The sequence below is a fragment of the Haloferax sulfurifontis genome (assembly GCF_014635105.1).
GTDB lineage: Archaea > Halobacteriota > Halobacteria > Halobacteriales > Haloferacaceae > Haloferax > Haloferax denitrificans.
Map to the genome: position 1 here is coordinate 71,230 of NZ_BMCI01000008.1, position 12,671 is coordinate 83,900.

At 58.0% G+C, this 12,671-nt stretch carries 12 protein-coding genes and 1 pseudogene; 8 read left to right on the forward strand and 5 right to left on the reverse strand.

The window, feature by feature from the left end; genetic code table 11:
* Window positions 1–781: 781 nt before the first annotated feature.
* The gene (locus IEV64_RS18275; protein ID WP_188424878.1) at window positions 782–1,174 is read right to left on the reverse strand and encodes a hypothetical protein; all 393 of its coding nucleotides are present in this window, start codon (window positions 1,172–1,174) and stop codon (window positions 782–784) included.
* Between the two features lie 711 nt (window positions 1,175–1,885).
* On the opposite strand from IEV64_RS18275, the gene IEV64_RS18280 reads away from it, so the two are divergent.
* The 7 genes from IEV64_RS18280 (at window position 1,886) to IEV64_RS18310 (ending at window position 9,463) form a co-directional block, all read left to right on the forward strand.
* Entirely contained in the window at window positions 1,886–2,149 is a 264-nt protein-coding gene (locus tag IEV64_RS18280; protein ID WP_188424880.1) for a hypothetical protein, read from the forward strand.
* Between the two features lie 89 nt (window positions 2,150–2,238).
* The gene (locus tag IEV64_RS18285; RefSeq protein WP_188424882.1) at window positions 2,239–4,053 is read left to right on the forward strand and encodes an SWIM zinc finger family protein; all 1,815 of its coding nucleotides are present in this window, start codon (window positions 2,239–2,241) and stop codon (window positions 4,051–4,053) included.
* Window positions 4,054–4,066: 13 nt separating this feature from the next.
* Window positions 4,067–4,852, forward strand: a complete 786-nt coding sequence (locus IEV64_RS18290) for a hypothetical protein (RefSeq protein WP_188424884.1) — start codon at window positions 4,067–4,069, stop codon at window positions 4,850–4,852.
* Window positions 4,853–4,914: 62 nt separating this feature from the next.
* A complete protein-coding gene (locus IEV64_RS18295; RefSeq protein WP_188424886.1) occupies window positions 4,915–6,006 on the forward strand; it encodes a tetratricopeptide repeat protein in 1,092 nt (363 codons plus the stop codon).
* A gap of 225 nt (window positions 6,007–6,231) precedes the next feature.
* Window positions 6,232–6,588 (forward strand): calcium-binding protein, encoded by a 357-nt coding sequence (locus tag IEV64_RS18300; protein ID WP_188424888.1) that lies wholly within the window; start codon window positions 6,232–6,234, stop codon window positions 6,586–6,588.
* A gap of 116 nt (window positions 6,589–6,704) precedes the next feature.
* Complete coding sequence (locus IEV64_RS18305) at window positions 6,705–8,105, forward strand: DEAD/DEAH box helicase (RefSeq protein WP_188424890.1); 1,401 nt, start codon at window positions 6,705–6,707, stop codon at window positions 8,103–8,105.
* On the forward strand, window positions 8,105–9,463 hold the full coding sequence (locus IEV64_RS18310; protein WP_188424892.1) for a DUF790 family protein: 1,359 nt from the start codon (window positions 8,105–8,107) through the stop codon (window positions 9,461–9,463). The genes IEV64_RS18305 and IEV64_RS18310 overlap by 1 nt, the downstream gene beginning before the upstream one ends.
* Window positions 9,464–9,499: 36 nt before the next feature.
* On the opposite strand, the gene IEV64_RS18315 is transcribed toward IEV64_RS18310, so the two are convergent.
* Window positions 9,500–10,480 (reverse strand): DUF7983 family protein, encoded by a 981-nt coding sequence (locus IEV64_RS18315; RefSeq protein WP_188424893.1) that lies wholly within the window; start codon window positions 10,478–10,480, stop codon window positions 9,500–9,502.
* 48 nt (window positions 10,481–10,528) lie between these two features.
* Here IEV64_RS18315 and IEV64_RS19890 point away from each other — a divergent pair.
* Window positions 10,529–10,711, forward strand: a pseudogene (locus IEV64_RS19890) (RNA-guided endonuclease TnpB family protein); the annotation flags it as partial.
* Between the two features lie 283 nt (window positions 10,712–10,994).
* On the opposite strand, the gene IEV64_RS18320 reads toward IEV64_RS19890, so the two are convergent.
* The 3 genes from IEV64_RS18320 to IEV64_RS18330 form a co-directional block, all read right to left on the reverse strand.
* A complete protein-coding gene (locus tag IEV64_RS18320; protein ID WP_188424895.1) occupies window positions 10,995–11,564 on the reverse strand; it encodes a hypothetical protein in 570 nt (189 codons plus the stop codon).
* Entirely contained in the window at window positions 11,561–11,929 is a 369-nt protein-coding gene (locus IEV64_RS18325) for a ribbon-helix-helix domain-containing protein (RefSeq protein ID WP_004968236.1), read from the reverse strand. The genes IEV64_RS18320 and IEV64_RS18325 overlap by 4 nt, the downstream gene beginning before the upstream one ends.
* Before the next feature lie 383 nt (window positions 11,930–12,312).
* Window positions 12,313–12,573 (reverse strand): HalOD1 output domain-containing protein, encoded by a 261-nt coding sequence (locus tag IEV64_RS18330; protein WP_008094347.1) that lies wholly within the window; start codon window positions 12,571–12,573, stop codon window positions 12,313–12,315.
* Window positions 12,574–12,671 lie beyond the last annotated feature (98 nt).

Consider the following 12,671-nt stretch of genomic DNA (forward strand, 5'->3'; position numbering starts at 1 on the left):
TGGTAGGATGAGATTCCCAAAAAGCGTCTGGATGCTGTGTATAAGTCTTCTCTACTATCCAGAACTATCATTACGGCCTTAGACCTCAAAACCCTAGCGGTCGGACTTATACTGGAGCTTCCGAGTTAACAATCAATAACGATAGGAACCCCCGATTGTCTGGTCGTTGATGTTATGGGGCAGTGAAACTTCGCTCTGGCCTACTCCTCGTGGTATGCTTTGTACACCTCAGCAAGCAATTCGTGCACCTCAGGGCGATTCTATCAGGGATTCCCGAGGCTTTCAACCGGTTAAACTTCCAGCGCCGGAGTGAGAAACACCCCCTCTTCGAGACTGTACTCGACGAGACTGCAGAAGTATGCTGCGAGCGTGAGCATCAACCGCTGATAGAATCCTTCTGTAGAGAGTGACTCGTCTACTGAAAGTTATATCTACGTCTGAACACGATTGGCCAAACCAGTTACAAATTTGAGATTTTTCCTTCGTCACCACGTCACCAGTCTCAACGGATGAGGCGCCGTTCAACATATGTGAGGTGTCTGGGTTATGGACGCTCGACACGTCTTGATGCCTTTCGAAAAGGTGTCCTGATAAGTGCCGCAGTCATGCGTTTCTTCGCTTAGCTAGGATGTGAGGCGGAACAATTTGAGGTATAGCACTAGAGAGTGCTCCCAATAGACACAATCTGATGGTGTCCTTAACATCTCAAATTAAAGTGCTTGAGAACGGATAATTGGAGTATTCCCTGCGGTGGATTCGCGCCTTTTCCGAAGAGGGGATTTCAGTGAGCGTTAGGTATAAGACCGGTTTTTTGGAGCCCGCCATTCACTAAAACCCCCGTACCAGCGATAATCGTTGCACCTACGATCCCTGTTGCAAGCGGTGCAAGGATTGAAAATAATGTTATCTCTGCCACCACCGGCACAAAGAGGTTGATACTAAACCCCAAGCAGGGGCCCATAACAAGTAGCCAAATGGTAGAAAAAGAACTTCCTTGAGACGATTTATATGCCGAAATGCTAACTAGTATGAGTATCCCGGCGAATACGAGCACTGATTGAATGGCTGTCGGAGGTTCTGCATTCCACTCCCGGAGGGCAGTAAGTACCCCAAGAATGGTGACCAAGCCGACCGTGGAGGTGACAGCCGTCTTCATCATCGTTTTACTTCGCATAGATGTAATTTGATGTCTATGATTTGAAACTCTTGTGGCTAATATCTTATATTACATTCAACCAACTGGAGTAATATAATCCATATTATTATGCCATACGTAACCGAGTGAACGCGAATCACGTGGAACACGTCTCACGAAAAGAGCGGGTACATAGAACTCTTCGACACTGCATTCCACCTCTATTCGAGTCGAACTGCTTTGCAAAACTCGTGCTCTTATTCAGCACAGGTGTGAAAAACTGTCTCCAACTCGGAAATCACATCGAACCCTCCACAAATGGTCGGTCGCGAGCGACGCGGAGGGCGGCAGCGGCGAGCGGGACGGGCCGGAGAGAAACACCGTTCAACCGGGCCCGACGCTCAGTGACACAGCCGCTGTCCTGGTGGACTCAGAAAGGGCGAGGCCGCTTCGGTCGTCCACCGACTCCGTAAGCACCGAGTGAAACGAGGCGCGCAGCGTGGGTCGCGGGATGCCGAGCGGCCGAGGGCTTTCGATGGTAATACGCGTCGTGGTGCCGGTAACGACTCGAATCTCAGTATGACGGCGAGACCGCATTAACCAACAATTGCTGGGCACAACCTACTGGCGTTGGTTAACGGCTGAGCTGGTCCAATCTCACGCTTCCACTCACCGTTTCCCGTGGTTTCATCGAAAAGAAAGGTACTGGGTGTCCGGGTATACTTGTACAGAGGGATGGTATCGACTGCTATGACGGGCGAGGACGATCCGGTGCAACACTGTACGGTGGCCGCCGAGATCGAACATCTCGATGTCGACGAGCACCGGACGATTGTGATCTATCAGCAAGCAATTCTCATGGTCATCGCCACAGAGGGGCAGCCGACGGCAGCGCGGGAGTTCGATGTCGAACTCTGGAAGGAACCACCGACCGAGCCTGATCGCGATCCCGAATCACTCTTCGCTGCATTCATCGACGAGCTGTTGACGACGACTGAGACGACTCGTCGTTGATGTCCGAGCCGAATCTGCTGTCGGATGGCTCTCGATACTGACGCTGACCCAGCTTTTTCTATCGAGAGAGACCGTAGAGAGGACTACCGATGGGACAGGCACCGACCATCACCGAGGCAGCCATCCGCAACCTCGCGCGACCGCAGTCATATGACCGGGGTGAGAAGTACTACGAGCAAGGTGCCGTCCGCGAGATCACACGTCGTGGCAACTGTCTCGAAGCAGCAGTCGAAGGCAGTCAGTACGAGCCCTATCAGATACAGATTGAACTCAATGACACTGGTGTCGTCGACACGACATGTTCCTGCCCGTACGATCATGGCGGGATCTGTAAGCATCGTGTGGCTGTCCTCCTGACGTACAGCCGCGATCCCGACGAGGTTAGCCAGCGCCCACCTATCTCCGAACTGGTCGCCGACACAGATCCAGCGAAACTTCGGGATCTCCTCGTGGCCATCGTCGAGCGTCGGCCTGACCTCGCAGAGTGGATTGAATCTCGACTCGAGACACCCCAATCGGAAGATGCAGGCGGCGACTCTCGCGACCAGAGTCCAGAAATCAACCGAGATTCGATTCGCCGGCACGTCCAGTATGTCCTCCAACCCCCGGGCGGGCGTGGGTCTCGGGCCCGTGATTCGTATGCGGCAGTCGAAACTGACGTCGAGGAGCTAGGAGATCTGCTCGATCAAGCGTGGGCTGCTATCGAAGCCAGCGACGGCGAGTCGGCACTGGATGTTCTTGACCCGCTCGCAGACGAACTGATGGACCACGAGTGGCTCGCGCTTTCGTACGACGACTCACAGGCCATCTTCGAGTTTTTCGACGACGTCGACAAAGTGTTGGCCGAAGCCCTGCTTACAGCCGACCTTGCTGACTCAGAGCGCGATGACTGGGAGGCGAAACTCCGAGGTTGGAAGAACGAAATGAGTAGCTATACGGATCGACCCCCCTACAGCGTCGCTCTTGCAGCCGTCCAGCGTGGCTGGGACTTCGACCCGATCCAGGAGGTGATGAAGTCCGGGAGCAGTGACGCGGACCTCTGGGACGGAGAGCATCCTTGGTACGCCGAGGACGTCATTCGGGCTCGCCTCAACGTTCTCGAACGCCAGAATCGAATCGACGAGTATCTGAATCTCGCGGCGGCCACCGACCTGACCGATGAATATGTCACGATGCTCGTCGCGGAGGGCCGTATCGACGAGGCGATCGAGTACGGACAGCAGAACCTGTACTCACCAGACGACTCGCTCACGCTGGCCAAAACTCTCCGGAGTCACGACCGACCGCAGGCAGCGCTGGAGATCGCTCAGTACGGATTGACCCTGGACGGCAGCGGGAAAGCAGCGCTGGCCGAGTGGCTCCGCGACCGAGCCAGCAGTATGGGCGAACTAGAGGTGGCGTTAGAGGCGGCTGTCGCCGCGTTCAAAGCCTCTCCGACGCTTGTAGCCTACCAGGCGACGGAAGAACTCGCCGACGAGGGCTGGCCGGCTGTTCGCGAGGAACTACTGGAGGCACTCGCGAACCGAGACACCACCCAGCGGAGTGCACAACGCCACGTCGAGATCTTCCTGTACGCAGAACAGTACGACGAGGCCATCGCCATCGTGGACCGGTTTTCGGATTACACGGTGGTCGATCCGGTTGCCGACGCCGTCTACGAAGAGCGCCCGCAGTGGACAATCGACGCCTGCAAGGCACAGGCCGAACCAATCATTGAGGAGGGGAAATCACAGCGGTATCGACACGCTGTGGACTGGCTAGAGACAGCCGGAAACGCGGCCGACGCTGCCGGCGAACTCGACGAGTGGCGGGGCTACGTGCAGGACCTCCGGGACAAACACTATCAAAAGTACAAGCTCAGGCCGATGCTGGAAGAGTTACTCAAGGAGTTTGAAGATCGATAGCACAACGAAGACCATGACTGACACAGAGATCACAGACCGATTCGTCATCGAAGTCAGCCAAGTAGGCACTGTCGATCACATCGTCGACCTAGAAGCAGACTCAGTGGACAGGTCACCGTACGCACCTCGACAGGACTTGCCGGGCGAAAAATTGTGTGACCGGAGTACGCGCTCACCCGCAAGCGAGTACATCGAGCTTCAGGACTACGCCGACTGGAAAGGTTTCGACAAGACGGCATTCGAAGGTGATGCGCCGGACGAGGTATGTTCGTATTGCTGGACAGCGGTAGTAGAGCACGCTGAGCGAGGAGAACAGCACGAATGTGATGACGTCGACGAACGCATCGGGACAGTCGGATATCGCTTGCGATGGAAGCAGAAGGGCCGTGCCCGCGAAGAGTGGTACGACATCGTCGTCCGACCCGAGACGACGATAGCGGAACTCGACGCTCTTGTCTGTCGATTCACGACGCTCGGTGACCTCCATCTTCGGATGTACGGGCTCGAAGACGAATACATCGACTCGACACTCAACATCATCCCGGACCACCAGTTCACCGAGGTCAGAGACCCCTCATACACCAACGCAAGCGAGGTAACGATCACTGACGTCGCCGAACAGGTGACGCTTTGGGACGGAGACAGGCTCAGCATGGTCTACGATTTCGGGACACCCTCACACTACTACTGCATCCTCAAGGAGGTGTACGATGCAGCTGAACTCGAGAGATTCCTCGAGGAACGTGAACCGATTGCAGCGACCGAGACGGCCGCCATCATAGACGAGAAACGCCCTTAGCAATGGCCACGAGCAGCCAGTTGCCCTGCTCTTTTTCACCGTCCTATTCGAACTCGCAGTCAATGCCTGACTGCCCGTACTGTGAACAATCATTCGCGGACGAGTCCGATATTCGTGAGCATCTCTATGAAGACCATGAGTACGACGAACTCGGTCGGATCGACACCAAGCGGGTTGACCAGTACGTCGACGAACACGACCTCGAAAAAAGCGACGACGATGACTCCCGCGAGCAGCACGTCACGGACGAAACGGTACACATGACCCCGACGACCGACCGCCATTCGGATGAGCGATGGGAGTTACATGACGTACAAGCGCTATCGACGAGAGAAATCACAGACAAACTTGCCGAGCACGGCATCGACACGACCGAAGAGTCGTTCCGTGACCGTGCGGCCGAGGTTGACTCCGCGATGACACTCGCTGACCAGTGGGAAGACGACCACGACGTCAACGCGTCGGGGTATGATCAAGATTTCATCTGGATGGCAGCTGAAGTGCTCTGGAGCCGGTGGGCACCCGACATCCCCTATCGAGAACGGATCTACGACCTGATACAGAAAGGTCGAGAACTCCGTGAGAAGGGGAACGACGCCGAGGCCTGCGAACAGTGGCTGAGTGCTTGGGAGATCATCGCCGCCGTGACGCCGGACGATGTCACGACGATCGAGGGGGCTGATGATCACCTCCCGAACGTGCTCTCCCTCAAAGCATTCCTGCGATCGGTCGACAACGACCTCGCCACCCTGGCAGCGGACGATCCGACCTATCACGAGCGACGCCTCGAATTCTGTCGGGAAGTCTGGTCCCAGTTTCCGGATGCACCTGACGAGCTACTCCTTGACTTTCGCCACTTCGTCGCTGACTCGCTGACAGAGCTGGGACGACTGGCCGAGAGCAGAAGCGAGTTCGAGGCACTCATTCGAGATTACCCCGAGGATCCGTGGGCGTACAAGAAACTCGCGGATAGCTACTTGCACGATGAAGCTGACGAGCCAACAGTCGAGGAGTTGGAACGCGCCGTCAAACTGTACCAGCAGGCTCTAGACGCTGAAGGACCTCTCGAACAGCCATCCACCGTATCTGACCGGCTCGATGAACTCGAACGCCGATTAGCTGATGTAGATGCGTCCGAGGGACAAGAGGGATAGGTAGTTCCTATCGACTGGTTAACGCCGTGAGCGATCCACACTCGTCATCACGGGGTCCCAACCATCATCTTAACCAACAGTGAACAGCGTTGTCGCGCATTTGTTGGTTAATCTCGTCCAGTGGCTCAAGTCCGTCTTCGGGCGGAAGTGAGCGCCTCTTGGAGCGGTCGGCAAGTGATTTCTGTCGTCCCGAGCATCTTACGGCTAGAATGAATACTGATGGATATGCCACGAGCCGAGAGAGACGAAGAGCGAGACGAACGCATCGAGATGCGGATCACCGTCGATACGTACAGTGCTGAAGAGCAGGCAATGGGCTGGCACGCGTATCTGGGCGACACGATGGACTTTCCCTTCGAAGCACGGTGTGTCATCGAGCGACCGGAATCGCCCCTGAATGTGGGCGAAACGGTACGTGTTATTGAAATGTCCCCGACTGAGCCAACGCTCAGCCAGATGTTCGTAACGGTGGTGTGGATGGACAGAACACTTGGCGTGCCATTAGAGCAATTAGAGCCCGTCGATGCCAACAGTAACACGGAACAGGCGATCGCAGACTGGCAGTACTGGCTCGACCGCTGAGAGCCATGCGTCCGTACTCGAACCATCCCTCCCCAGAGACAGACAGCGCCACGTCTCACCGACCCTCGTCCAATCCACAGATTGAATCCGTCCGAACTCATCCATCTTGATACTGAATGCGAATCGAATTCGACGACGGAACCCTCCTGCTCCATGATGCCTCCGACGACACCCCGTATGCGGAGTGGGACGACCGCGTCGACGAGTACCGCGCCCAGGCGTATCGGTATCGACCGCTCCTCGAATGGGCGGGCGTGTGGGCGGACGAAAACGAGCAATCAACGCTGCAGGACGGCTTCGCTCACACTCTCGAAGACGCTGCGCGGGCCTATCCTGTCCTCGATCTCACACCGGCGCTCCACATCGACCCACGCGACTATCAGCAGGCCGCGCTCGACGCCTGGGTCGCCCACGACCGGCGGGGGAGCGTCGTCCTCCCGACGGGCAGCGGGAAGACGTTCCTCGGGCTGCAGGCCATTGCCGACGCGGGCGTCAGTGCGCTGGTCGTCACGCCGACGATCGACCTGATGAACCAGTGGCACGCCACGCTCACAAACGCCTTCGGCGACCAGCTCGCACAGCCGATTGGCGTCCTCGGTGGCGGCAGCCACGACGTCACCGCCATCACGGTCACCACCTACGACAGCGCCTATCGCTACGTCAACGAGTACGGCGACCGGTTCGGCTTGCTCGTCGTCGACGAGGAACACCACCTGCCAGCCCCGACCTATCAGCAGATTCCGGAGATGATGATCGCGCCGTATCGCCTCGGCCTCACGGCGACCTACGAGCGCCCCGATGGCAAGCACGAACTCCTCGAGGACCTTCTCGGGCCGGTCGTCTATCGGGAACATGTCGACGAACTCGCCGGCGAGTACCTCAGCGAGTACGAGACGATCCACATGTCGGTCGACCTCACGGCCGACGAACGCGAGACGTACGACGAGGAGTACCAGATCTATCGCGACTACGTCGACAGCCACGACTTCGATCTCTGGAAGGAACGCGGCTACACGGAGTTCCTCAAGCGCACCTCCTACGACCCAGAGGGGCGACGGGCACTCATCGCCAAGCAGCGCGCCGAGCGACTCGCCCGGACAGCGACGAAGAAACTCGACACGCTCGACAATCTCATCAAGCGCCACCACGACGACCGGGCAATCATCTTCACCGCGAACAACGACTTCGCCTACGAGATATCTCAGGAGTTCATCGTCCCCTGCATCACCCATCAGACCAAGACCGACGAACGCACCGAGATCCTCGAGCGGTTTCGAACTGGGGAATACGCGATGCTCGTCACGTCCCAAGTCCTTGATGAAGGAATCGACGTGCCGGCTGCGAACGTTGGGATTATCCTCTCGGGAAGCGCCTCGAAACGCCAGTACGCCCAGCGACTCGGGCGGATCCTCCGACCCACGGACGACCGACAGCCAGCGCGCCTCTACGAGATTATTGCTGCGGACACGATGGAGACGTACGTCTCGCAACGCCGTCGAGAGGGGGTGAATGCGTAATGTTGACCGCCAACCTCGCCCGGTCACGCACGACCGACGAGACAATCACACCGCTGTTCATCGACCCAACTGATGAGCGCTATCGCGAAACGGCACGGAAACTCATCCAGCTGTTCGAGGACCACCTCGACGAGCCGAAGGGCGAGCTCGAAGACGCGATCGACGAGCTGACCGTCGCAGATACCGACTACAAGATCGTCCAAGGATTGGCGAAGCTCCTGAAAGACGAGTGCAAGTTCGAGGTCGTCGCGTCGGTCGACCCACGTGAGATTCGGCGGCAGCTCTTCGAGAAAGCCAACGAGCGGTATCCCATCGTCCGCCAGCCGACACTCGGTGAGGACACACAGAAGCTGGAAGTGTATAGCGCGATTGCCGACAAACTCGGAATCTCGCTCGAAGAGTGCTACCGTGGGATGTACGCCGACCTCGAGGACAACAAGCGGCTCGTCCGAATCGGCACGCGGACGGCCGACCGATACGAGAGTACCGGTGATGCGTCGACGTCGACGACGAATTTGACGGGCAGCAGTGCCGCGGAATACGAGCACACCGACCTCACCGTCGACTGGCTGCTGACCCGCTACAATCTTGCGCTCGCTCAGGCGGTCCTCTACGACGCCACCGAGATGCGAATTCGTGTCTGGGACCACTTCGGGACGGTGTTCAGCTACGTGAAGCTGTTCGGACTGATGCATCGCATCTATCCGATCGATGCCGACGGCGACCGCGTTGCGAGTACGGATCTGGCTGCGGGCTACGAGACCGTGCTGGATGGCCCAGCGTCGTTGTTCTCGAAGTCACAGAAGTACGGGATTCGCATGGCGAACTTCCTGCCAGCGTTACCCCTCTGTGAGCGGTGGGAGATGACCGCCGAGATTCTCGTTGACGAGGCGACTAACGAGACACAGCAGTTCACACTTGACCAGAGCGAGGGTCTCGATTCGCACTACAGCGCTGGTCAGCGGTTCGATAGTGACGTCGAACGGACGCTCGCTCGGAAGTGGGAGCGAGCGAACACGGACTGGGAACTCGTACGCGAGGACGACGTCTTCGACCTCGGTGCCGAGGTGATGATCCCGGACTTCGCGATCGAACATCCGGATGGGCGGCGGGTGATCCTCGAGATCGTCGGCTTCTGGACGCCGGAGTATTTGGAGTCGAAGCTGGAGAAGATTCGGCAGGTGGAGGCTGAGAATTTCATACTAGCGGTCTCGGAGCGGCTGGAGTGTGCCAGCGAAGACTTCGGGAGTGTCGCCGAGCGTGTGCTCTGGTTCAAAACCGGGATTCACGTCTACGATATGGTCGATATGGCTGACCAGTACGCGACAGGGCACGCCCCAGCGAATACGAATCAGTAACGACACTCGACTGGCAATACGCTCTTGTAGCGCACATCATGAGCGCGAACCAATCTCTGTGCCGGGTTTGAACTCGGTCAACTCCTCGATACGCTGTTCGAGTTCTTCAACTTCCTGGCGCAGCTCCTCAGCGTCGGGGTTCTCACTCAGAGCGAGCTGGTCTTTCAACCCTTGCAGTCGTGTTTCCTTGCGTTCTTCGTCGACATCAGCCTTCCGCACGTACTCGCTCTCCTCGATTTCGTAGACGTCTGCTTCGGAGAGGTCAGTCACCTCGAGCGCGTCGTCGACCTTCTTGCGATCGACGGCCAGAATCCGTTCACGAGGAATCCCAGCGTCCTCAAGCAGGGCTATGACTTCCTCATCGGCTTTCAACGTACGATTGCGTCGGCTCGTCCGCTGCACTGACCCGTACTGGCCGTGAACCGGTTGGTCGTGGTGGAGCCGATCCAGCAGTACCTCCCGAACCGCCTGCCGAAGGTCACCAGCGTTCCGCTGGACATCCGAGAGCAGCGTGTAGAGGTTGATGAGTGCGGGCGTCTCAGACTCGGAGAGCGCCGTCGGATCGTGGCGCTCGAGCGCATCGATCAAGAGCAGCATATCGGCGTAGATGTCGAGATCGGGATCGGCACGCTCCTGGATGTCGGTGGATGAGGGGGGATTGCGTTCTGTTAGCTGTGAACTCGCTAAGTCGTCAGTTTCAGTGATCGTCCCATCCCGATCGTTGCATTCGTAGCGGGGATGCAGGCTCAGTACCGCTGCATAGGGTTCTGCGTCGGGCGGCAAACGCTGAAGGTCAAAGACACCACCTGAAGCGTGGATTCGGTCGACGAGCGTTTCGAACTGCTCGCGCTGCAGCGGCTGTGTCTGTCCCGAGGTGACGAACTCGATGATGATGCGGTGCTCTTGGCTCTCGGCGATCTCGAACCGCTTGTCCGTGAGCGGAGTGATGAGTGTTGCGTCTGCTGAAAGCGCGTCGCACTCTTCAAGCAACGAGAGCCAGTCCGCGCTGAATGACATAGCCGAGTATAGCCGTCCGTTCGATATAATAACATGGCTGGTGGCGAATGCGGATGTTCACATCAATCCGCAACGGACAAGCCGATTTGGGTTCGGGAACACTCGTGTCCGGCGTGTGACCACGAGGAAGACTGAGAGCTGAACGCGGCGAAGAACATTCTTTCTCGCGGTCGCAAGCGGTTAGGGGCGGGACGCTCCGAATCAACGTCCTCAGAATCGCCTAGTACCTAAGGGAAGTTCTGGGTATAGTGGGCCGCCAGTTCCTCACCTACAGGACCGAACACGGTGTATCTCTCTGAACCGACACCCAGAACTTCTCTGAATCACTAGTGCGATTCTGATGTGCGGACGAGAGCTCTACTCTCGTCAACGCCTGTGCAGACTGCGCTCCCTACGTTCACTCCTTCACGGGTGGATGCAAAGCGCGTTTGTCGAGGGAACCTCAACAGGCTGTCAGACTTCGTCTGACAACGTCGTGGAAGCAGGAAGCCCGAGGCTTGACCTCGGGGTAGGTTCACTCCAAGAGGGCCAGCAATTGAGCGACGTAGGGGCTGTTCTCCCAACTCCGATGTGGACTAATCGTCTTAATGAGCGTCCGTGCTTCTTCGAGAATCATGTGGTCGTTGCGAGCGTAATCACAGAGCAACCGTGGTGTCGGGACGATACGCGGGCCCTGCAGGACCGCATGGATGAGCGCGAAATTCGTCCCGCCGAACTCATCGGTCAGAAAGCCGTCGACGTCGAGGGCGTTCGCGAGCACGATGCCGTCGGTTTCACCGTCGTCGAGGCCGAACGTCGGTCGCGACTCGGGCGTGTCGCCTCGCTCATAGGGGTCGTCGACCGTATAGTGGGTGCGAGCGGCGAGGACGTTGGACGCTGCAGCGCCGTGGATGTCCTGGTACTGGGCCATATCACGTAGCTCTGCAACGACTTCTGGCGGCACGAACACATCACACGAGGTGAGCAGATACTGGAGGGGATCCGGAGCCGTGTCGGTGTTGTAGGCTGCGTCGGCTCGTGGGACGGCGAGACTGACCAGCGCACTCGTGTCGGCGACGACTGTCCGCAGTCGCAGCCTGCTCATCGCTCGTCGCCGTCACCAGTCTCGACCGTCGTCGCGTCGTCGCCGTAGATGTCGACGTCAGTGGGCGCAACGAGATCGAATGGCTCGCCCTCGAGGTCTGCCTTGAGCAGGCGGAGCCGTTGGGCGGTTTCAGCGCCGACCAACTGCTTGACCGTCTCGAACTCAAGCTGGTCGTCGTAGTACTTCGTTGCCACAAGTTCTTGGAACGTTTCGCTGTCGGCAGTGTCTTCGATGTACTCGCGGATCGCTTCGACGAGGAGGTCTGTCCGGTCCTTGTCGAAGAGTGCCGCAATCGCGTCGAGACGCTCAACGAGGTACTCCGGGGACTGGAAGTGGACCCGTCGGGGTTTGTCACTCGCGCTCATTCTATGTGCAAATTCTGCACATGGACCCATAACGGTTTCGTCGGATGTGCAGAACTTGCACATCGGTAGGGGAACACCGTTTGAACGGGCTGGGCAACGGTTACTGCGACACGGTTTCACGAACGAAATGCTCGCTGGGGTCCGCAAGCGACGTGAGAGCGAAGCGCTCGCTAGTCCTCAGGCGGAACCGGAGGGCACCGCAGGGGTGAGGCGCGCAGCGGCGTCCTCGTGAGTCGTGCGTGACCCTCGGTCCCGCTGGAAGCCGGCGCTCTGCGCCGGCGACGAAGCGAACGGGAGCAAGCGAGACGCAGTCTCACGTGGTCGCGGGGCGTCGAGCGGCCGAGGGCTTTCAGGAACAATCCCTGTCTCGGAACCGCAAGTCGTTATTCGCCGACGGACTGCGATTCGTCCTCGATGATGACGTCAACACCGTCCGGTGAGACACCGAGCGGAATCCCCTCGACAGTAAACTGAACAGCGATGGTCTCATCGGCGGAAGCGATCAACTGTTCGAGCGCACCGGGGTCGACGTACTCGTGGAGTTGATAGGCGTCGTCATCGAGTCCACATGCCTCCAGTGTCTCGACGATTTCAACGAGGAGGTCGCTTGATCCACCTGAACTGCCTGTTGGTGGGGATTGCATCTGTACACTTACTATGAGGCTGGCTCGCGTTTAAAACGTTAGGAGTCACCCACAGAAGCGATACGATTCTACATTGGGTAGCGCGTTCGGGATCGCGT